General features: G+C 67.5%; 19 protein-coding genes and 1 tRNA gene. 8 read left to right on the top strand and 12 right to left on the bottom strand.

Features of this window, described 5'->3' with window-relative positions:
• Nucleotides 1-15 precede the first annotated feature (15 nt).
• On the bottom strand, nt 16-789 hold the full coding sequence (locus E0E05_RS12950; protein WP_158629368.1) for a SpoIIAA family protein: 774 nt from the start codon (nt 787-789) through the stop codon (nt 16-18).
• Nucleotides 790-898: 109 nt separating this feature from the next.
• Between E0E05_RS12950 and E0E05_RS12945 the strand changes: the two genes are divergently transcribed.
• The gene (locus tag E0E05_RS12945; protein WP_131617093.1) at nt 899-1,669 is read left to right on the top strand and encodes a pyridoxine 5'-phosphate synthase; all 771 of its coding nucleotides are present in this window, start codon (nt 899-901) and stop codon (nt 1,667-1,669) included.
• Nucleotides 1,670-1,678: 9 nt separating this feature from the next.
• On the opposite strand, the gene E0E05_RS12940 is transcribed toward E0E05_RS12945, so the two are convergent.
• Genes E0E05_RS12940 through E0E05_RS12930 form a run of 3 tightly spaced genes read right to left on the bottom strand, consistent with a single transcriptional unit; the run spans nt 1,679 to nt 2,993 of the window.
• Complete coding sequence (locus E0E05_RS12940; protein ID WP_131617092.1) at nt 1,679-2,104, bottom strand: type II toxin-antitoxin system VapC family toxin; 426 nt, start codon at nt 2,102-2,104, stop codon at nt 1,679-1,681.
• Nucleotides 2,101-2,436, bottom strand: a complete 336-nt coding sequence (locus tag E0E05_RS12935; protein ID WP_131617091.1) for a hypothetical protein — start codon at nt 2,434-2,436, stop codon at nt 2,101-2,103. The genes E0E05_RS12940 and E0E05_RS12935 overlap by 4 nt, the downstream gene beginning before the upstream one ends.
• Nucleotides 2,437-2,489: 53 nt before the next feature.
• The gene (locus E0E05_RS12930; protein ID WP_131617090.1) at nt 2,490-2,993 is read right to left on the bottom strand and encodes a GNAT family N-acetyltransferase; all 504 of its coding nucleotides are present in this window, start codon (nt 2,991-2,993) and stop codon (nt 2,490-2,492) included.
• 109 nt (nt 2,994-3,102) lie between these two features.
• Between E0E05_RS12930 and E0E05_RS12925 the strand changes: the two genes are divergently transcribed.
• Together E0E05_RS12925 and ilvC are read left to right on the top strand one after the other, a co-directional pair.
• Nucleotides 3,103-3,777, top strand: a complete 675-nt coding sequence (locus E0E05_RS12925) for a TetR/AcrR family transcriptional regulator C-terminal domain-containing protein (protein WP_131617089.1) — start codon at nt 3,103-3,105, stop codon at nt 3,775-3,777.
• A 45-nt stretch (nt 3,778-3,822) separates the two neighbouring features.
• Nucleotides 3,823-4,842, top strand: a complete 1,020-nt coding sequence (gene ilvC / locus E0E05_RS12920; protein WP_131617088.1) for a ketol-acid reductoisomerase — start codon at nt 3,823-3,825, stop codon at nt 4,840-4,842.
• A 90-nt stretch (nt 4,843-4,932) separates the two neighbouring features.
• On the opposite strand, the gene E0E05_RS12915 is transcribed toward ilvC, so the two are convergent.
• Nucleotides 4,933-6,624 carry an alpha/beta hydrolase gene (locus E0E05_RS12915; RefSeq protein WP_131617087.1) on the bottom strand — a complete coding sequence of 564 codons (1,692 nt, stop codon included), beginning with the start codon at nt 6,622-6,624 and terminating at the stop codon, nt 4,933-4,935.
• Between the two features lie 179 nt (nt 6,625-6,803).
• Between E0E05_RS12915 and E0E05_RS12910 the strand changes: the two genes are divergently transcribed.
• Nucleotides 6,804-8,729, top strand: coding sequence for a cation:proton antiporter domain-containing protein (locus E0E05_RS12910; protein WP_158629367.1), 1,926 nt, complete (start codon nt 6,804-6,806; stop codon nt 8,727-8,729).
• Here E0E05_RS12910 and E0E05_RS12905 read toward each other — a convergent pair.
• From E0E05_RS12905 to E0E05_RS12895, 3 genes are all read right to left on the bottom strand, one after another.
• Nucleotides 8,717-8,938 (bottom strand): ribbon-helix-helix protein, CopG family, encoded by a 222-nt coding sequence (locus E0E05_RS12905; RefSeq protein WP_131617085.1) that lies wholly within the window; start codon nt 8,936-8,938, stop codon nt 8,717-8,719. The two genes, E0E05_RS12910 and E0E05_RS12905, sit on opposite strands and share 13 nt — an antisense overlap.
• Nucleotides 8,926-9,357 carry a putative toxin-antitoxin system toxin component, PIN family gene (locus E0E05_RS12900; RefSeq protein ID WP_210215712.1) on the bottom strand — a complete coding sequence of 144 codons (432 nt, stop codon included), beginning with the start codon at nt 9,355-9,357 and terminating at the stop codon, nt 8,926-8,928. The genes E0E05_RS12905 and E0E05_RS12900 overlap by 13 nt, the downstream gene beginning before the upstream one ends.
• A 123-nt stretch (nt 9,358-9,480) precedes the next feature.
• A complete protein-coding gene (locus E0E05_RS12895) occupies nt 9,481-10,698 on the bottom strand; it encodes a TsoY family (seleno)protein (protein WP_131617083.1) in 1,218 nt (405 codons plus the stop codon).
• Between the two features lie 140 nt (nt 10,699-10,838).
• On the opposite strand from E0E05_RS12895, the gene E0E05_RS12890 reads away from it, so the two are divergent.
• From E0E05_RS12890 to E0E05_RS12875, 4 genes are all read left to right on the top strand, one after another.
• Entirely contained in the window at nt 10,839-11,543 is a 705-nt protein-coding gene (locus E0E05_RS12890; protein ID WP_131617082.1) for an NUDIX hydrolase, read from the top strand.
• Nucleotides 11,540-12,442 (top strand): PhzF family phenazine biosynthesis protein, encoded by a 903-nt coding sequence (locus E0E05_RS12885; protein ID WP_131617081.1) that lies wholly within the window; start codon nt 11,540-11,542, stop codon nt 12,440-12,442. The genes E0E05_RS12890 and E0E05_RS12885 overlap by 4 nt, the downstream gene beginning before the upstream one ends.
• A gap of 61 nt (nt 12,443-12,503) precedes the next feature.
• On the top strand, nt 12,504-13,070 hold the full coding sequence (locus E0E05_RS12880) for a type 1 glutamine amidotransferase domain-containing protein (protein ID WP_131617080.1): 567 nt from the start codon (nt 12,504-12,506) through the stop codon (nt 13,068-13,070).
• Nucleotides 13,071-13,269: 199 nt separating this feature from the next.
• Nucleotides 13,270-13,345: transfer RNA gene (locus E0E05_RS12875), tRNA-Lys, on the top strand.
• 73 nt (nt 13,346-13,418) lie between these two features.
• Here the strand turns inward: E0E05_RS12875 and E0E05_RS12870 are convergent.
• The 4 genes from E0E05_RS12870 to E0E05_RS12855 all read right to left on the bottom strand — a co-directional run bounded on the left by E0E05_RS12870 (nt 13,419) and on the right by E0E05_RS12855 (nt 19,657).
• Nucleotides 13,419-13,742 (bottom strand): response regulator, encoded by a 324-nt coding sequence (locus E0E05_RS12870; RefSeq protein WP_158629366.1) that lies wholly within the window; start codon nt 13,740-13,742, stop codon nt 13,419-13,421.
• A gap of 53 nt (nt 13,743-13,795) precedes the next feature.
• Nucleotides 13,796-17,818: a chemotaxis protein CheB gene (locus E0E05_RS12865; RefSeq protein ID WP_131617078.1), complete on the bottom strand. Its 4,023-nt coding sequence runs from the start codon at nt 17,816-17,818 to the stop codon at nt 13,796-13,798.
• A gap of 78 nt (nt 17,819-17,896) precedes the next feature.
• On the bottom strand, nt 17,897-19,222 hold the full coding sequence (locus tag E0E05_RS12860; protein WP_131617077.1) for an aspartate aminotransferase family protein: 1,326 nt from the start codon (nt 19,220-19,222) through the stop codon (nt 17,897-17,899).
• 3 nt (nt 19,223-19,225) lie between these two features.
• Nucleotides 19,226-19,657: a universal stress protein gene (locus tag E0E05_RS12855; protein ID WP_131617076.1), complete on the bottom strand. Its 432-nt coding sequence runs from the start codon at nt 19,655-19,657 to the stop codon at nt 19,226-19,228.
• Between the last annotated feature and the right edge of the window lie 4 nt (nt 19,658-19,661).

The raw sequence follows: 19,661 nt of genomic DNA, 5'->3' as shown, positions 1-19,661 counted from the left end.
CGCGCGAGCGCCCTTCTAGGCCGCCAGCAGCGGGGCGGCGTTGAGCCAGGCCCAGGCCGCCTCTTCCTCGTCGCGCTCGAACGCCTTGATCTCGACCGGCATGAAGGCGCCCAGGAACCCGGCCGTGCGGCGCACATAGTCCGGTCCGCCGACCACCGCGTAGCGGCCGACATGGGACAGGCTCTGCGCCTTGGCGCTCCAGGTGCCCGTGTCGAACAGGATCGCCGGGTCGAAGCCTTCCAGTTCCTCGATGATCACCATCAGGTCGATCTTGTCATGGCGCGTATAGGTGTCCTTCAGAAAGCCCATGATCGCCTTGGCGTCGGATGCGCGCACCTTGTCGGTGATGCGGAAGGCGAGCATGTTGGCGCGGTCGGTGGGCACCCGCACGATCGCCGGTTTGTGCCTGGGCGGGGGCACGTCCATGCCGTTGGCGAAGGCGCGCGCGTTCTGGCGTTCGTCGGGCTTGAAGCAGCGGATGTCGAGCGTGCGGAACACCTTGCCCTCAAGCCGGATCAGCGTCTCGATCCAGTCATGACCGGTGATCACGGCGATCCGCCGGTAGTGGCCCAGATCGTTGATGTGTGAAAAGCCGTAGCGCAGGTCGGCGATCAGCGCCTCGGCCGTCATGCCGGCAAAGCCGCTCAGATCGACGACGAGGCTGATCTCGTCGTGCTCCTCGCGCGCAGCCTCGAGTTCGGTGATGGCATGTTCGATATCGCCCTTGTCGAGCTTGCCGGTCACGTCGAGCGACAGCACGCCGGGCGACAGGGGTTCGACTGTGATCATCGCGCGCTCCGAGATTTGGTGCCGGCCATGAAGCGGAAAACTGATATGGCTGGCCGCGAGCGGCATTGCGCTATATCAAGCCGCCGGAATCTTTGGTCGGAGGCCCGCCTTGCCCACCCATCTGTCCGTCAACCTGAACGCCGTGGCGCTTCTGCGGAACCGGCGCGACCTGCCGTGGCCGTCGGTGACGCATCTGGGCCGCATCGCACTCCAGGCCGGGGCGCACGGGCTGACGGTGCACCCAAGGCCCGACGAGCGGCATGTGCGCTTCTCCGACCTGCCCCAGATAAGGGCGCTGATCGACGATTGGTTCCCCGACGCCGAGTTCAACATCGAGGGCTACCCGTCGGAGGCGTTTCTCGATCTGGTCGAGGCCAACGCGCCCGAGCAGGTCACGCTCGTGCCCGACGATCCGAACCAGGCCACCTCCGACCATGGCTGGGATTTCGCCGGGCAGGGCAACTTCCTGCGCGATTGCGTGCAGCGGCTGAAGGGGCGGGGCATGCGCGTGTCGCTGTTCTGCGATCCCGATGCGGGCGAAGAGGGGATCGCGGCGGCGCTTGCGACCGGCACCGACCGGGTCGAACTCTACACCGGCCCCTACGGCGCCTGCCACGACAGCGCCGCCGAGGCTGCCGCGCAGGTCGATCTGCTGCGGCGGACCGCCGATGCGGCGCGCGCCGCCGGGCTCGGGGTCAACGCCGGCCACGACCTGACGGTCGCCAATTTGCCGGGGCTCGTCGCGGCGGTGCCGGATCTTGCCGAAGTGTCGATCGGCCACGGGCTGACGGCCGATGCGCTCGAATTCGGCATGGAGGGCGCGGTGAAGCGGTTTCTGTTGGCATTGGACCGGTGCCAGGTCGCCGCCGACTCGGCCTGATTCGTCGCCTCAGCCAGCGGTCCCATTCCACTCGCGCAGCAGCGCGACGGAACCGTGATGCGCGGTCTTGCGGACATGCCGCTCGTCGGCGGTTACGAACGTGCCGCCCTCCACAAGCGCGACGGCGTGATAGATGCAATCCTGCAACGACGGTCGCCCTTCGCCTTGCGCCATGGCGAAAGCGCGTCCGGCGACCGCACGCGTCGGCCGCAGCAGGCGCATGCCGGCGTCGGTGAAGGGCTCGAGCAAATCGAAGACGACATGCGAGGGAACCTCGTAATGCAAGGCGACGGCCAGAGCCTCGTGCACGATCAGGTCCGGCGCGAGAAGCGGCGTCTGATCGCGCAACGCGGTATCGAACAGGGCCACGGCGAGTTCCCGGTCGGGTTCCTGCAGGAACAGCTTGTTGAAGACCGAGGCGTCGATGACGATCATGTCGGTCCGAGGTCGGAGCGATGGACGAGATCACGATCGCGCTCGGCCCGGATGCGATGAAGCGTGGCGATGCTGTCCCCGCCGCGCACCGGATAGGCCGGTGCGGATCGGATGGCGTCCCGCGCCCTCTGCCTTGCGCGCTCCATCAGCGCGTCGGCAATGGCTTGCTCGACAAAGCGCGAACGCTTGCTCTTGGGCACAGCCTTTTCGAGTTCCGACTTGATCGCCGCCGACAAGGTGAACGCCGCGCGTTCCCTGGTGCTTTCCATGATGCCATTCCTCCGATGGTCACGAATATATGCACAGCATTCGTGCGCCGCAACGATGTCCATCCGCAGACACTCATGCCGGGCGCGACAGGGTGGGGGCGGAAGCCTCCTGCCGACTACAGCATGAAGCGTCGTGAAATCCGGTCGACGGGCGTGCCGTCGCCGAGCGGGACATCCTTTTCGACGGCGTAGTCCTGAAAGCCCATCTTGCCGTAATAGGCGAGCCCGCCGGCATTGTCGGCGCGGATGGTCGCGTTGATCGCGACGAGGCGATTGCTGCGCGCAGAAGCGCTTGTGGCGGCAAACAGCGCGGTGCCGACACCGGGCAGCTTGGGCTCAACCCGTGCGAAGGTGGCGATGTCGCCCCAGTCCGGCGGCAGATCGGGATGGCTCTTGAGCACCTGATAGCCGGCCGGATCACCGTCCGAAGGATCGAGCGCGGTGTGGCAGCAGATCAGGCGGCTATCGTCGAGCAGATGTGCGGCCAGTTTGGTCTCTGAGAACGGCTCCTCGTAGGCCGTCGTGCCGCCGATCGCGATGATCCGGTTGAGCAGCGCGGTCAGGGCGGGGATATCACGCGCCTCGGTCGGCCGGACGGGAATCGGGGTCGGTGCGGTCATCGCCTTTTCCTAGGAAGGTCGCGGCCGGTGGACAAGCGGTATCGCGTCGATCAGGGATCCATCTTGACATCGTACCGAACGGTACGGTACGCGAAGAAAGGAGGCTGCCATGGACCAGCATTGCGAGATCGACCAGACCGGCGGCGGCGCCGACGATGCGGGCTATCAGGAGCGCTTCACGGCGCGCCAGGAAGAGGTGCTCGAGGCGGCGCTGGGACTGCTGGTCAAGGGCGGCGAACGCGCGATCACCACGGCCGGGCTGGCGCGCGCGGCCAATTGCTCCAAGGAGAGCCTTTACAAATGGTTCGGCGATCGCGACGGCGTGCTCGCCGCGATGATCGCCTATCAGGCGTCCAAGGTCCGCGTCGCGGTGGGCGGGCCGTCGGCGACGCGTCCCGCCGAGAGCTTCCGCGCGGACCTCGAGGGGTTCGGCATCGATCTTCTGGCGGTCCTGTCGGGACCGGCCTCGCTGGCGCTCAACCGGCTGGCGATCGGCCAGGCGAGCCGCGACGGCTCGCGGCTGGGCGATCTTCTTGTCGCGCGGGGGCGCAGGACGGTCTCCACCCGCGCCAAGGCGCTGATCGAGGCGGGCCGCCGCGCCGGTCATCTGCGCTTTGCCGACACGCAGGAGGCGTTCGAGACGCTCTATGGGCTGATCGTGCGCGACATGCATGTGCGGCTGATGCTCGGCGAACACGTGCCGGCGACCAATTCCGAGCGCGCCATGGCGACGCACGTCGCCGGCGCCATCGACCAGTTCTTCCGCCTCTACGGGGCGGAGTGACCATTCAACCCCCCCCCACGCTCAAAGACCACAACGGAGATATTCATGCGAGTTTACTACGACCGCGACGCGGACCTGAACCTGATCAAGGGCAAGAAGGTGCTGATCGTCGGCTACGGATCGCAGGGCCGGGCCCATGCGATGAACCTGAAGGATTCGGGCGCCGAGAACGTGCGGATCGCGCTGCGCGAGGGCTCGACGACCGCGCTCAAGGCCGAAGCGGACGGCTTCACGGTGATGAGCGTCGCAGAGGGCGCCGCCTGGGCCGATCTGATCATGATGGCCACCCCCGACGAACTGCAGGCCGGCATCTACGACGCGCATATCGCCTCCAACATCCGCGACGGCGCGGCGATCGCGTTCGCGCACGGGTTGAACGTGCATTTCGGCCTGATCGAGCCGAAGAAGACGCTCGACGTGCTGATGATCGCGCCCAAGGGCCCGGGCCACACGGTGCGCGGCGAATACATGAAGGGCGGCGGCGTGCCGTGCCTGATCGCTGTCCATCAGGACGCCTCGGGCAATGCGCACGACATGGCGCTTTCCTACGCGTGCGGCGTCGGCGGCGGCCGGTCGGGCATCATCGAGACCAATTTCCAGGAAGAGTGCGAGACCGACCTGTTCGGCGAGCAGGTGGTCCTTTGCGGCGGGCTGGTCGAACTGATCCGCGCCGGTTTCGAGACGCTGGTCGAGGCGGGCTATGCGCCGGAGATGGCCTATTTCGAGTGCCTGCACGAGGTCAAGCTGATCGTCGACCTGATGTATGAGGGCGGCATCGCCAACATGAACTATTCGATCTCCAACACGGCCGAGTGGGGCGAATATGTCTCCGGTCCGCGCATCATCACCGACGAGACCAAGGCGGAGATGAAGCGCGTGCTCAAGGACATCCAGACCGGCAAGTTCACCTCCGAATGGATGCAGGAATGGCATTCGGGCGCGGCCCGGTTCAAGGGCATCCGCCGGGTCAACGATGCGCACCAGATCGAGGAAGTGGGCGAGAAGCTGCGCGGCATGATGCCGTGGATCGCCGCCAACAAGCTGGTCGACAAGGAAAAGAACTGACGGGCGGGTGAATGGTGAATTGGTGAATCGTGAATGGGGCTGGCCCGCCATGCTCGGGCGAACCATTCACCACTCACTATTCACCATCCACTATCCCGGATCGAACCCCTCGAACCGCTGCATCAGCCGCGTCGTGTCGGTGGCCGTCCAGCCCTCGGGCCGGGTGACGGCCACCCAGGCGGGGATGTAGTCCTGGGCGATGTAGCGGTGGCCGTAGCCGGGCGCGATGTTCTGCGACAGGGCCATGTCGAGGGCGAGCTGGAACAGCGTCACGAACGGGTACCATTGCAGTTGCGGCGACACGTCCGGCGCGGTCGGCGCCTGCATGAAGGGCGGCCGGCGCAGCGCCGCCAGCGGATCGAAGAAGACGATCGGGTCGCTGCCATATTGCAGGAAGACCGCGCGCACCCGGCCCCAGTCGGCGCTGCCGCGGGTCAGGTTGGCCGGGTTCTGGTTGACGAAGCGCACGAATTCGCCCTCGTTGACCACCGGCAGCCAGTAGGGGCTGTCGGGATCGCGGGCGCCGGTGGCGCGTGACCACAGATCGCTGCCGAAGGGCGGGCCGGCCCAGACCGCCCCGTCGATCGGTTCGGCGACCATCTCGAACAGGTCGATCGAGGCCATCGAGACGAGCGCGCCCTGGCTGATGCCGTGCAGGTAGAGTTCGGGCCGGTCGCCCGGCGGCAGCTTCTTCCAGTGGTCGTAGACGCGATCGAACAGGGACTGGGCCTGCTCGAGGCCGGCGTCGCTCTCGAAGACGAGCGAGATCCAGCTGACAAGGTGCGAATATTGCACGGCGACCGTGGCCACGTCGCCGCCATGCATGAATTCGAGCGGATCGTGAGCGCCCGCGTCGAGCCAGCCCGAACCGACCGGCATGGCGATCAGCAGCACCTCGCGCTCGAAGGCGCCGGTGCGCAGCATTTCGGCGAAGGCGATCTCGGTGCGCTCGGCCGGCGACTCGGCGGCGTTGCGGCCGACATAGATGCGGATCGGCTGTTCGGCCGGCTGGCCGGTGAAGGCGGCGATCGCTTCTGCGTCCGGGCCGGTGGCGACGAAGCGCCGGCCCCAGCGGCCCATGGCGCGCCAGTCGACGAGCGAGACGGGGCTGCCGGCCTTCAGCGGATCGTCGGGCCGGGCGATCTCGGGTTCGAACAGCGCCTCGGCCTCGCCATAGACGTCATCGGCAAAGGCGAGGAAGCGCTGCACCAGAAAGCCGTCGATCAGCGCCCAGGCCGCATAGGCGGCCAGCACCAGACCGAGCAGGTTGGCCAGCCGCACCGGTATCAGACGGCGCAACTGGCGGCGCAGCGTGTCGAGCAGAAGCTGGAACGCCCAGCCGATGATCCATAGCGGCACGAACACGGCGGCGGCGATCGCGGCGACGTTGACCGGGTGCGTCGCATCGACCGGCTCCATGCCGACGCGCACGCGGATCGAGTTCTGCCATTCGGCGGTGTTGCCGAGGAAGTAGACGGCGAGCGCGGCGGCGGCGACCAGCACGATTGCATTGAGCGCGCGGTTCGGCGTGCCGCCCAGCACCGGCAGTTCGACATAGCGCCACAGCAGCAGCCCGAACTGGCCGAGGCCATAGCCGAGCGCCATCACGATGCCGCCGAGCACGCCCTGAAGCACATAGTCACGCGGGATCAGCGACGGCGTGAGCGAGAAGGCGAAGAAGACGATGCCGATCGACAGCGAAAAAACCGACAGGGTCAGCCGGCGGCTGGCGAGCGGCGGCCAGTGGGCGGCGTGTCGGGCGGTGTTTGCGTCGGACGTCATGATGTCCGTTCCATCGCCCGGCCGGCGCTCGCGATCAAGGCATCGCTTGCCGAGGCCTCCGAAGATCACCGCCGGCGCGCTTTGCACTGGCAACCGCGCGCCCCGAAGCTATCATTGATCGTGGCGGCGATGGCCGAATGCGCCGCGCGGCGGCAGGCGCGACAAGCGGGGACGACTGGATGGAACTGACAGGCGGGCGGCACATCGCGCGCATCGGCGCCGCCGCGACGGGCGCGCTTGCCTCAACGATCGGGCCGGTGGCCGCGCAGGCGAACCCGCCGATGGGCCTGACCGCGCCCGAATGGCGGTTCACCGAGGCGCTGGCGCTGATCGTGCTCGCCTGCATCTTCGTGCCGCTGTCGCGCTGGCTCGGCCTTGGCGCGGTGATCGGCTATCTGGTGGCGGGGCTTGCCGCCGGACTGCTGCTTGTGACGCCGGTCACCGAAAGTCCCGAGGCGCTGCTGAATTTTGCCCAGTTCGGGATCGTGCTGTTCCTGTTCGTGATCGGACTGGAATTCCGGCCAGCGCGGCTGTGGGAGATGCGCGGGACGATCTTCGGGCGCGGGCTCGTGCAGCTTCTGGCGACCAGTTCGGCGCTGACCGCGACCGCGCTCGCCTTCGGGCTCCAATGGCAGGCGGCGCTGGTCGTCGGCACCGGGCTTGCCATGTCCTCGACGGCGCTCGTCGCCAGGGCGCTGGACGAAGCGGGCGAACGGACCTCGCCGTTCGGCCAGATGACCATCGTCATGTTGCTGTTCGAGGACCTGTCGATCGTGCCGCTGCTGCTGATGGTGGCGCTGCTGGCGCCCGGCGGCGGGGCCGAGACCTCACTTGCGGCCAACGCGACCGCCGTCGCGACGGGCATCGCCGCCATCGCCTTCCTGATCGCCGTGGCGCGCTACGGGCTCGATCCGATGTTCGCGGTCCTTGCCCGCTCGCGCGCGCCCGAGGTGATGACGGCGGCGGCGCTCGGCGTCGTCATCTTCGCCTCGCTGGTGATGGCGCTCGTCGGCCTGTCCTATGCGATGGGCGCGTTCATCGCCGGCGTGATGCTGGCCGAATCCTCCTACCGGCATCAGGTGCAGGCCGACATCGAGCCGTTTCGCGGCCTGTTCCTGGGCCTGTTCTTCCTGGCCGTGGGGCTGTCGCTCGATCTGGGGCTGGTCGCCGAGAACTGGCTGCTGATCGTCATCGCCGTGCCGGTTCTGGTCACCGTCAAGGGGACCGTCGTCTATCTGGTCAACCGGGCGTTCGGCACCGCGCACGACAAGGCGCTGCGGCTCGGTTTCGCGCTGGCCCAGCATGGCGAGTTCGGGTTCGTGCTGTTCGCCGCGGCCGCCGCCGCGGGCATCCTCGACGCGCAGACGGCGGCGGTGCTGATCGCGATCGTCACCATCTCGATGGCGCTTTCCTCGCAGAACGAGCGCCTCTTGCGGCTGTTTCTGCCGCAGCCGGCGCCCGAAACGATGGACGAGGACTTCGCCGATGCCGGCGGCACGGCGCTGATCATCGGCTTTGGCCGGTTCGGCCAGATGGTGGCGCAGCCGCTGCTGGTGCAAGGCGTACCGGTGACGCTGCTGGACGCCGATGCGAGCCGCGTGCGCGAGGCGGGGCGCTTCGGCCGGCGCGTCTATTTCGGCGACGGCACCAACCGCGACGTGCTGCAGGCGGCCGGTGCGGCGGATGCCAGGCTGATTGCGGTGTGCACCGACCGGCCGCAGACGACCGACGCGATCGTCGCCATGGTGCGGCGCGAGTTTCCGCAGGCAAGGCTCGTCGCGCGCGCCTATGACCGTATCCACGCCATCCAGCTCGCCCAGGCGGGAGCTGACGATGCGGTGCGCGAGACTGCGGCGGCGGGCGTCGAGATGGGCGGCCGGGCGCTGGCGCTGCTCGGTGTCGACGAAGCGGAGCGCAGAGCGGTGATCGCCACGGTGCGCGATCGTGATCGCAAACGGCTCGAACGGCAGCGCGAGGCGGTGGCCGGCGCGCCCGACCGCAAGGCGGCGGTCGCCGCGATCATGCCCGAACCGGTGCGCGGCGCGGGGGATGAGGGTTCGGCGGATCGCGATCCGTCACCCGGGCAGGGTTCCTATGAGCCGTAATGCCCGTCCAGCCGGTCAAGAACCTTGAGGCCTTCGCCCACATCCGCCCGGTCGGCCCGCAGAAGGAAACGCGTTTCGGCATCGCTCTCGGCGATCGCCCGCGCGGCGAATTCCTCGAACATCTTGTTCAGGCTCACGCCGCGGCGGGCAGCGAGGTTCTTCAGGCGCTCATGCTGGCTTGCAGGAAGGCGGATTGTCAGCGTCGCCATTCGTCCATCTCCTTCAGCTCCAGTATCTCGCTTGCAGTGCCCACGGCGATGTCGGGGAAGTGCAGTTGTCCACCCGAAAGATCGCGCTTGTTGGCTGTCGCGATTGCCCGCGCATTTCCCGCCACTGCCAATTCCAGCAGGTGGTTATCAGCTTCGTCGGGCAGGTTCGGTCTGAGCAGGAAGTAAACCGGCGTCCAGACGCAGACGGACATAAATGCATCGAACAGCGTTTCGATCTCCTTCATCGAAACGGGGCGGTTTTCGAACAGCGCAGGTCGCGCGAGCACCGCCTCGTATTCGTTGTAAAGAGCATTGCCCGTCAGCGGAACCATCTGGCCTTCAAGGCACAATCGCAGCAATTGCCGTGGCGATCCTGCCGCATTCATGATGGCGGAGACGGATATGTTGGTGTCGACCACCACACGCATTCTGACAGCATATATGCTGTCATCTGCACCGGTCAACATTTGGCGCCTGGAGAACGGCCGAATAGAAGGCGGGCGCCGGAGCGCCCGCTCGATCAATGACGATGTCCGGGGGCCCTATTCTGCCGGAACCATCGCGGCGGGGGCCGGGCGGTCCGACGTGATCAGCTTGCCCGTCAGCCGGAAGAAGGTGCGGATCGTCAGGAGCTGGACCGCGACCAGCGGCACATAGGCGATGTACCAGGCGAGCGAGAACTGCTCCATCACGCCCAGGCCGACCAGGCCGGGATTGATGACGAAGTTGGCGAAGACGAACAGGGCGACGCCGGGGCAGATCAGCGCGAACGAGCCGGGCGATTTTCCGGGTCCGGAGACATAGGTCTCGAAATAGCCCGTCCGCTTCATCACGGAATAGCCCAGCACGCCGAACAGAAGCTGCACCGCAAACAGGGTGATCAGGAAGGCGAACTTCTCGCCGGCCAGCCATTCGACGCCGAAATTGTGGTCGAGCGCCATGTTCATCCGGTAAAGGGCGATGCCGATGACGGTGATGAACGGGATGATGATCCACAGCGTCGGCACGGTTTCGGGGTTGGCCTTGTTCTCCAGCATCGAGCGGAAGCCCATGAACAGGAACATCAGGCCGAACAGGACGGCGGCCGAGATGAAGAAGGCGGCGCCCGAAAAGCCGATCACCGAGACGAGGGGATTGTGGCTCATCGCCGTTGCGGCGGAAAAGCCGACGCCGACCATGGCGAAGGCGAACACCGACAGCATCTGCGAAAGCGAGTTGTTCTTGGCGCAGTCGAAGCCGCCCTCGACGATCATCTGCGTCATGAAGCCCGCAAACAGGCGCAGCGCGTAGACGCCGATCGCGGCGAAGCCGGCCAGCGCGAACGGGAACAGCCATTCGGCGCGCTCCCACAGGCCCGGCACGAACACCGCGCCGACGATGAAGCCGACATTGATGACCATCGCGTAGGTCAGCGGCACGGCCATGATCGCCGAGCCGCTGTTGGTGCGCTTCATGGTGATCGCCGCCTCTGTCGGGTGCCAGGCGCGCAGGCGAACGACGTTCCAGATCACGAGCCGCACATGCAGCGCGGTGAAGACGGCGATGCCGGCCACGGCGACGACGATCAGCGCCTTCATGGCAAGCGTGCCTTCGATGAAGGCGGTCGTGAGCGTTGTGAAGGACGGGATGGGCTGGCCCGCATGCGGGGTCATCCACATCAGATACATGAAAAACGAGACGGCAAGGCCGCCCGCGCCGAGCGCCGCCAGGAAATAGAGCGGTTGCCAGGCCGGGGCCGGTCGGGTTGATGGGTCGGACATCGAGGAATCTCCATTGGTGTATAGGCGCAATCTTATATTCGTGATTGTTTATATAGTTGATCCAGATCAACCTGCCAGACCGCGCCGAGACGGACCGATGGGGCAGGGCGGACGCGGCCGGCCCGTGCTATGGACCGGCCATGATCGCCGCCATCGATTCGACAGACCTTCACCTGACCGATGCGCCGCTCGATTTCGCGATGCGCCACCGGGAAGCCATCGCCGCGCACTGGCGCCGGGCGACGGCGGCCAACCCGCGCCTGTGGAACGGGCCGCAATTCCTGTTCACGGAGGTTTCGGTCGAGGGCGGCGTGCTGACCGGGCGGGCGCACCGCACCGACTTCGCCACCTTCCTTTACTGGCGCGACCATGGCCGCGACCCGTCGGCGACGCACATCACCGGCACCTCGCTGCCGGTGACGGCGGACGGCGCGCTGCTGGCGATCCGCATGGCCGGCCACACCGCCAATGCCGGCCAGCTCTATTTCCCGGCCGGATCGCTCGACCCGGCCGATGCGACCGGCGGCGCGATCGATATCGACACCAACATCCGCCGCGAACTGGCCGAGGAGACGGGGCTCGAGCCGGCGCCCGAAACCTTCGATGCGATGATGATCGGATCGCGGGCCGACAATGCCTGGCACGTCGCCCGGCGCTGCCGGCTGGCGCTGTCGTTCGAGGCCTGCGCCGAGCGGGTCCGCGCCCATCAGGCGCGCACGGGCGATGACGAGGTCGACGCGGTGCTGGCGATCCGCTCGGCCGCCGAGGCCGCGCCGCTGCGCGACTATGCGCGGGCGCTGGCCCTGTGGCATTTCGACGATCAGGAAAAGGGAGAGCGCCGATGAGTCGCGCCTATGCCGTCTACGACGTGTTCACCGACACCGCGCTCGCCGGCAATCCGCTGGCCGTCGTCTTCGAGGCCGAAGGGCTGGACGATGCGGCGATGGCGCGGATCGCGCGCGAGTTCAACCTGTCGGAGACGATCTTCCTGCTGCCGCCGGACAATTCCGCGCACACCTGCGCGGCGCGCATCTTCATGCCCGGCGGCGAACTGCCGTTTGCCGGCCATCCGACCGTCGGCGGGGCGATCGCGCTGGCCGAACGCGACGGCGGGCCGCTCGACCGGCTGATCGTGATCGAGGAGAAGGTCGGGCCGGTGCGCGTCGCCCTGCATGGCGGCACGGTCGCCTATGCCGAGTTCGACCTGCCGCGCCTGCCCGAGGCGCACGAGCCGGTGCTCGATGTGGGCGCGGTGGCCGCCGCGCTCGGCCTGTCGCCGAACGAGATCGGCTTCGAGAACCACCGCATCAGCCAGTGGAGCGCGGGCGTGCCCTATCTGTGCGTGCCGGTCGCCGATCTCGATGCGATCGGGCGCGCCCGTTTCGACGAAGCGTCGTGGCTGTCGCATTTGCCGGGCGAGGACCCGCTCGACGTGTTGTGTCCCTATGTCTATTGCCGGCAGACCGTCGCGCACGACGCGAGCTTCCACACACGCATGTTCGGCCCACATCACGGCATCCCCGAGGACGCGGCGACCGGCTCGGCGGCGGCGGCATTCGCCGGGGCCGTGCACCTGTTCGACGGGCTGTCGGAAGGGCCGAACGCGTGCTGGATCGAGCAGGGCGTCGAGATGGGCCGGCCCTCGCGCATCCGGCTGGAGATCACCGGCCGCAACGGCGCCATCGACGCCGCGCGGATAGGCGGGCATGCGGTCAAGGTCGCCGAGGGACAGCTTCTGGTCTGAATGCCGGAACGGACATCGCGGCGCGGCGTTGGCGAACGAAAGCACCAATGAGGAGTTCGCCATGCCATCGATTTCAGACGCCAGGATCGTCATCCTCGCAACGCACGGCTTTGAAAAGTCCGAACTGTTCGAGCCGCTCGAGCGCCTGCGCGAGAAGGGCGCGACCGTTCACGTCGCTTCGCCCGAGACCGGCGCCATCCGAAGCTGGGACAAGGACGACTGGGGCGAGACCGTGCCGGTCGACAAGGCGCTGACCGACATCAGCGTCGAGGACTATGACGCGCTCGTCCTGCCGGGCGGGCAGATCAACCCGGACCTTCTGCGGGTCGAGGACAAGGCGGTCGCCTTCATCGCCGACTTCTTCCGCTCGGGCAAGCCGCTGGCCGCCATCTGCCATGCGCCGTGGCTTCTGGCCGAAGCCGGCGCGACGAAGGGTCACCAGCTTACCTCCTACCATTCGATCAGGACCGACATGGTCAATGCCGGCGCGGACTGGCGCGACGAGCCGGTGGTCGTCGACAACGCGCTGATCACCTCGCGCAATCCGGGCGATCTGGACGCGTTCATCGGCAAGATCGTCGAGGAGGTCGAGGAAGGCCGCCACCAGCCGCGCAAGCTCGCGGCCTGACGAGGCCGGTTCCGGCCGGCCGACGGTCCACACAGGAAGCAACGGATCCGCCCGCGCTGCCGGCGGGTCCGTTGCTTCCCCAAGTCGGAGATCCTGGGCCCGGCGAACCATCGCACCCGCCGGTCGCTCTCTTTGGTCGAAGATGGCTATCGGTGCGTCTTTACACGACCGCCCGGCCGGCCTAAATACCGGCCTTCCCGGGTGTGTAGCTCAGATGGTAGAGCAGCTGACTCTTAATCAGCGGGTCCAGGGTTCGAGTCCCTGCTCACCCACCAGATTTCCCGAAATAGCATCGCTGCCATGACCGCCCTGAGGGGCGGGCGATGGCATGCCGGCCGCGCCGATGCGTCAGGCCACCTCGCTGAGGAGCTGGCCGAGCGTGCGCGGCTGGACCGGCTTCGGCAGCACGCGCACCGCGCCCAGATCCTCGACCATCTGAGGGCTGTCGTAACCCGACAGGAAAACCAGCGGTATGCCGCGTGCGATCAACGCCTGCGCCACCGGCGTGCTCTGGCGGCCGCGCAGATTGATGTCCAGCAGCGCGAAATCAAGCGCTTCGCCTTCGGCGAGCGGCATGGCCTGTTCGACGCTGTGCGCCGGCCCGACGACCTCGTGACCGAGGTCCTCCATCTGGGTCGCCAGATCGAGCGCGACCAGCGCTTCGTCTTCCACGATCAGAATGCGGATGGCAAACTCCCTTCAAACGCCATCAACGCCCGGTCGCCTCAGACGTTCCGCGAAAAACAGTCCGCCGGCAGCCGCAGGTCGTAGTGCAGGCCGCTCGGGCGGTAGTCGATCCGCGTCTCGCCCTCGCAATGGGCCCTGATGATCCCGTCGATGACGTTCGAGCCAAAGCCCTTGCGCGAGGGCGGTTCGATATTCTTCAGACCATCCTCGTGCCAGGAGAAGGCGAGCACCGGGTCGCTCTCGGTCTCGATCCGCCAGCGGATCGACAGCTTGCCGGCGCGGCCCTTGAGCGCGCCGTACTTGCTGGCGTTGGTGGCCAGTTCGTGCACCACGAGCGCCATCGACTGGGCCGCGGCCGGCGTGAACATCAGGTCCGGCCCCTCGATCGCGATCGCATCGGAGTTGCCGCCCAGATAGGGCTCGAGCTCGCGTTCGATCAGATCACGCACCGACATGCCTTCCCATTGCGAACTGGCGAGCATCTGGTGGGCGCGGGCGAGCGACTGGATGCGCTCCTCGAGATCGGTGCGGTAGTCGACGAGCGAGGTCGCGTTGCGGCCGGCCAGCCGGGCGATCGAGTTGATCGTCGCCAGGATGTTCTTGACGCGGTGGTCGAGCTCGGCCGAGATCACCTGCAGGCGCTCTTCCTCGCGCTTGCGCTCGGTGATGTCGACCGAGGCGGCGTAAAAGCCCGCCTGGCCGCCGTCGCGCTCGCGCGGGGTGTAGCTGACGAGCTGCACGCGTGGCGCGCCATTGGCGGCCGAACCGGTCAGTTCGAACCGCCGGTGCTCGCCGGCCCGCACCGCCGCGATCTCCGGACGGACCCGGGCGTATGCGTCGTCGCCGATCACCTCCCTGACGGTCCTGCCTTCGATGTCCTCGGGCGCCACGTCGCCCTGGCCGTGCGCCGCGTTGACCATCCTGAAGCGCTCGTCCGCGCCGATCACGGCGAAGCGGAACGGCACCGCATCGATCATCTGGCGCAGTTCCTCGCGCTCGCTTTCGATCGCCTCGGTCGCCTTTTGCGCGCAGATGGCCAGCCACAGCGTGTTGGCGACCGTCTGCATGAAGTTGATGTCGTCGACGTCGAACCCGCACACGCCGGTCTCGGTGTCGTGCGCGCCGAGCACGCCGAACGGCGCGTTGGTCGGGCCGATGATCACGCTGGCGCCGCAGACCACATCATGGTCCTTGAGCAGTTGCGGCGCCTTGAAGCGCTTCTCGTCGGCGAAGTCCTGGACGACGACTGGCGCCGAGCGCTGCAGCGTGTAGCCGGCCTGCGAGCCGGTGTCGGTGTCGACGCGCGCATGGCCGACCAGCCCGTCCTGCCAGCCGCGGCCGGCAACCATCCGCAGATGCCCGCCGTCCGGTTCCAGTTCGAGCACCTTGGCAAGGCCGACATTGAGGTGCTCCTGCAGGTCGAGGCAGGCCCGGTCGAACAGCGCCGTAAGCGGCTCGTCGCTAAGCGCGATCCGGCCCAGATCGGCGATCGCCTCCTGCTGACGCTCGCGCTTGCGGGTCTGCTCGGCCGCCCGGCGCAGGCTGGTGACGTCGGCGAAGGTGACGACGACGCCCTCGATCTTGTTGTCGGCGGTCCGGTAGGGCTGGATGCGGCGGATGAAGTGCTGGCCCTCGTCGTTCTCGACCGCCGCCTCGAGCGGCTGCAGCTTGTCGAGCACCCGGGCGGCGTCCCGGTACAGGCCCGGATCGTTGACGCGCGGGGCGAGATCGTCGATCGGCCGGCCGACGTCGGTGTCGATGATGCGCATCAGCTCGCGCGTGGCCGGCGTGAAGCGGCGGATGCACAGATCGGTGTCGAGGAAGATCGTGGCGATGTTGGTCGAGCGCAGCAGATTGCTCAGATCATTGTTGGAGGCCTCGACCTCGGACACCTTCTCCTCGAGCTGGTTGTTGACCGTGGACAGTTCCTCGTTGAGCGACTGCAGTTCCTCGCGCGAGGTCTCCAGCTCCTCGTTGGTCGACTGAAGCTCCTCGTTCATGCTCATCACCTCCTCGTTGGAGGCCTTGAGCTCCTCGTTGGCCGTTTCCAGTTCCTCGATCGTCGACTGCAGGTCTTCCTTGGTCGCCTGCAGTTCGTATTCGAGTTGCTGGACCAGCGGTTCGTCTGCGCTCGCCTTGCGGGCGGCCTCGCGCGCGGCGACCGCCTCGTCATGGTCGCGCGGGTCGGAGATGTCCTCGAAGCTGACAAGGATCAGCGGGGCCGCTTCCTTGCCGATGCGCACCGGCTCGGCCTGCACCCGGACCGCCACCTCGCTGCCGCTGCGGCGCACGCTGCGGGCGATCGCCTCGGCGCGCCCCCCGGTATCGACGGCCTGGGTCAGCGCCCCGCGCAGCTTCGAGCGCAGCCCCTCGACCGCCATGGAGGTGACATCGCTGGTCGGCTCGCCCGTCGGAAAATCCAGATAGTCGCGCACGGGGCCGTGGAAATACTGGACCTCGAAGCGCTTGTCGACGAGCACGCTCGCAGGCGCGAACCGTTCGAGCAGAATGCGCCGGGCCAGCTCGGGCCCGCCCGTCTGGCCCATGTCGGCCGCCGGCGCGCCGTCCTCGCCGACGATCGAGCGACGATCGCGGGCGGGCAGGATGGGGAAGCTGCCCTGGCGCTGGCGCTTGCTCTCGCCGCGCCGGTAGATGCGGTAGGTCTTGGAGAGCGGCTCGAACATGCGGCGCGGCCGCTCGCCCGATTCCGAGGGGCCAAGGAACAGCACCCCCTCGGGCGCCAGCGCGAAGTGGAACAGTTCGATCATCCGCTTCTGGATGTCGGGCTCCAGATAGATCATCAGGTTGCGGCAGGAGATCAGGTCGATGTTGGAGAACGGCGGATCGGAGATCACGTTCTGGATGGCGAACACGACCGTCTCGCGCAGCCGCTTGACGACCCGCGCATGGTCGCCGTCGACGGCGAGATATTTCTCGAAGAAGCGCCCGGGCACGTCGACCGCCACGGAGGCCGGATAGCGGCCACCGCGCGCGATGGCGATCGCCTCCTCGCTGAGGTCGGTGGCGAAGATCTGCAGGTCGAGGTCCTTGTTCTGCCTTAGCATCTGCTCGTGGACGAGCATGGCGAGCGTATAGGCCTCCTCGCCGCTGGCGCAGCCGGGCACCCAGATGCGCAGCGGCGCGCCGGCCCGTTTTTCGCGGATCAGCTGCGTCAGCGCGTCGGTTTCGAGCGCCTCCCATGCCTCCGGATCGCGGAAGAAACGCGTCACGCCGATCAGGATGTCCTTGTAGAGCTTGCCGACCTCGGCGGGCCTTTCGCGCAGCAGTTCGACATATTCGTCGAGCGTGTCGGCCTTGTGCAGGCCCATCCTGCGCTGGATGCGCCGCTCGAGCGTCGCCTTCTTGTAGCAGCGGAAATCATAGTCGGTGTGGGCGCGCAGCAGGTTCAGGACCGTGGCGAACTGCTCGGCCGCGCTTTCGGCCAGGCCCGTGCGGCGTTCGTCGGATCTGAGCAGCGGCCGGTCGAACAGCGAGGCGAGCGCATCACCCATCCCGGCGACCGGCAGCACGAAGTCGACCTCGCCCGAGGCGATCGCCGATCTCGGCATGCCGTCATATTCGGCGCTCTGCGGCGCCTGCACGATGGCGACGCCGCCGGCGGCCTTGATCTCGCGCATGCCGAGCGTGCCGTCCGATCCGGTGCCCGACAGCAGCACGCCGATCGCCCGTTCGCCGCGCACCTCGGCCATCGAGCGGAAGAAATGATCGATCGACAGGCGCACGCCGTGTTGCTGTTCGGGCTCCTCCAGGAACAGGCCGTGATCGATGATGCGCATGAACCGGTTGGGCGGGATGACATAGACATGGTTTGGCCTGAGCGCGGTGTCCTGCTCGGCCTGCTCGACGGGCATGTCGGTATACTTGACCAGCAGTTCGGCCATCATGCTGTCGTGGTTCGGGTCGAGATGCTGGATGAAGACGAAGGCCGCGCCGGTGTTGGCCGGCAGCCCGTCGAGAAACTGCCGGTAGGCTTCAAGCCCGCCGGCGGAGGCGCCCACGCCGACGATCGGGAAGTCCCTGTTGTCCCTGTCCTTTGCCAAGGTCGCTCCTTGTCGTCGGCGGCGCGGCGGACAATACCGGCATCGAACCCAAGGTCAATCGCCGGCCGGTGGCTCGGTTCAGGCGGCGAGGGCGGTGTCGACCGCGCGGGCGAGGCGGTCGACCAGCATGCCGATCTCGTCCTCGGAGATGATGAAGGGCGGGGCGAGCAGCACATGGTCGCCATTGCGGCCGTCGACCGTGCCGCCTGCCGGATAGCAGATCAGCCCCTCGTCCATCGCCGCCGCCTTGATCTTCGCGTGCAGACGGCGGGCCGGATCGAAGCTCTGCTTCGTCGTCCGGTCCTCGACCAGTTCGAGACCGCGGAACAGGCCCCGCCCCCTGATGTCGCCGACAGGGGGGTGCTGGCCGAACCGCGCGTCGAGCGCGGCGGAGAGCGTCTGCCCGCGCGTTTGCACCTGGTCCAGAAGACCGCGGTCGAGAATCGCGCCGAGCACGGCGCGGCCGGCGGCGGCGGCGAGCGGATGGCCGTGATAGGTGTGGCCGTGCTGGAAGCTGCCCGAGCCGGACGCGATCGCCGCATGGATCGTGTCCGAGCACAGCATCGCGCCGATCGGCGCGTAGCCCGCGCCCAGCCCCTTGGCGATGGTGACGATATCGGGTGCGATGCCGTCCTGCTCGCAGGCGAACAGCGTGCCGGTGCGGCCCATGCCGCACATCACCTCGTCGAGGATCAGCAGCACGCCGTGCCGGTCGCAGATCTCGCGGATGCGCCGGAAATAGCCCTCGACGGCGGGCACCGCGCCGGCGGTCGCGCCGACCACCGGCTCGGCGATGAACGCCATGACCGTTTCGGGTCCCAGCCGCTCGATCTCGGCGTCCAGTTCGTTGGCGACGCGCTGGCCATAGTCGAACGCGCTCTCGTCGTCGCCGCGGAAATGATACTCGAAACACGGCGCGATGTGGTGGGTCTCGACCAGCAGCGGCGCATACTTCTCGCGCCGCCAGGCGTTGCCGCCGGCGGCCAGCGCGCCCAGCGTGTTGCCGTGATAGGACTGTCGCCGGGCGATCAGCCTGTGCCGGTCGGGCTGGCCGGTCTCCAGGAAATACTGCCTTGCCAGCTTGATCGCCGCCTCGACCGCCTCGGAGCCGCCCGAAAGAAGATAGACCTTTCCGATGCCTTCGGGCGCATGCGCGCAAAGGAGCGCCGCCAGTTCCTCGGCCGGTTCGGAGGTGAAGAAGCCGGTGTGGGCGAAGGCGATCCGGTCGAGCTGGGCATGCATGGCGGCGCGCACGTCCGGGTCGGAATGGCCCAGACAGGAGACCGCCGCGCCGCCCGACCCGTCAAGGTAGGCCCGGCCGGCATCGTCGAAGATGTAGCACCCTTCACCGCGCGCGGCGACGGGCAGCGGCGCCGGGCCGCGGCCGAAGACATGGCTGGCCATCGGCTACTCCCCGCGCACGACGAAGACGGACTGACGCGCATGGCGGACCACGCGCGCCGCGTTCGGGCCGAGCAGATAGTCGCTCAGTTCGGGCCGGTGCGAGGCCATGACGATCGCGTCCACCGCAAGCCGGTTGGCGGCGCTGATGATCTCGTCATAGACGCGGCCGTGCAGAACGTGCGGATGCACCACGACGCTGTCGGGCACATGCTCGCGGACCCATTCGGACAGCCGTTCGCCCAGTTCGTGCAGGGCCTTTTCCTCGAAATCGCGGCTGAAATAGCTGCTCACCATCGAGGCGCCGAAGTCAGGCAGGACGCTGGCGACGTGGAGAACGCCATCCTCCGGTTCGACCAGGCGCAGCGCGGCGGGCAGTGCCTTGCTCCAGGAGGTATCGGCGGAAAGATCGACGGGCAGCAGGACGGTCTTGAACATGGCT

Source organism: Roseitalea porphyridii (assembly GCF_004331955.1).
GTDB classification, from domain to species: Bacteria; Pseudomonadota; Alphaproteobacteria; order Rhizobiales; family Rhizobiaceae; genus Roseitalea; species Roseitalea porphyridii.
Note: the sequence above shows the minus strand (reverse complement) of the source record. Positions and strands in the feature narration are given on the sequence as shown.

Excerpts from the sequence above, each read along its gene's own strand:
- E0E05_RS12950 (WP_158629368.1), bottom strand. The coding sequence starts at position 789 with ATGATCACAGTCGAACCCCTGTCGCCCGGCGTGCTGTCGCTCGACGTG.
- E0E05_RS12940 (WP_131617092.1), bottom strand. The coding sequence starts at position 2,104 with ATGATCGTCATCGACGCCTCGGTCTTCAACAAGCTGTTCCTGCAGGAA.
- E0E05_RS12935 (WP_131617091.1), bottom strand. The coding sequence starts at position 2,436 with ATGGACATCGTTGCGGCGCACGAATGCTGTGCATATATTCGTGACCAT.
- E0E05_RS12930 (WP_131617090.1), bottom strand. The coding sequence starts at position 2,993 with ATGACCGCACCGACCCCGATTCCCGTCCGGCCGACCGAGGCGCGTGAT.
- E0E05_RS12925 (WP_131617089.1), top strand. The coding sequence starts at position 3,103 with ATGGACCAGCATTGCGAGATCGACCAGACCGGCGGCGGCGCCGACGAT.
- ilvC (WP_131617088.1), top strand. The coding sequence starts at position 3,823 with ATGCGAGTTTACTACGACCGCGACGCGGACCTGAACCTGATCAAGGGC.
- E0E05_RS12915 (WP_131617087.1), bottom strand. The coding sequence starts at position 6,624 with ATGACGTCCGACGCAAACACCGCCCGACACGCCGCCCACTGGCCGCCG.
- E0E05_RS12910 (WP_158629367.1), top strand. The coding sequence starts at position 6,804 with ATGGAACTGACAGGCGGGCGGCACATCGCGCGCATCGGCGCCGCCGCG.
- E0E05_RS12905 (WP_131617085.1), bottom strand. The coding sequence starts at position 8,938 with ATGGCGACGCTGACAATCCGCCTTCCTGCAAGCCAGCATGAGCGCCTG.
- E0E05_RS12895 (WP_131617083.1), bottom strand. The coding sequence starts at position 10,698 with ATGTCCGACCCATCAACCCGACCGGCCCCGGCCTGGCAACCGCTCTAT.
- E0E05_RS12890 (WP_131617082.1), top strand. The coding sequence starts at position 10,839 with ATGATCGCCGCCATCGATTCGACAGACCTTCACCTGACCGATGCGCCG.
- E0E05_RS12885 (WP_131617081.1), top strand. The coding sequence starts at position 11,540 with ATGAGTCGCGCCTATGCCGTCTACGACGTGTTCACCGACACCGCGCTC.
- E0E05_RS12880 (WP_131617080.1), top strand. The coding sequence starts at position 12,504 with ATGCCATCGATTTCAGACGCCAGGATCGTCATCCTCGCAACGCACGGC.
- E0E05_RS12860 (WP_131617077.1), bottom strand. The coding sequence starts at position 19,222 with ATGGCCAGCCATGTCTTCGGCCGCGGCCCGGCGCCGCTGCCCGTCGCC.
- E0E05_RS12855 (WP_131617076.1), bottom strand. The coding sequence starts at position 19,657 with ATGTTCAAGACCGTCCTGCTGCCCGTCGATCTTTCCGCCGATACCTCC.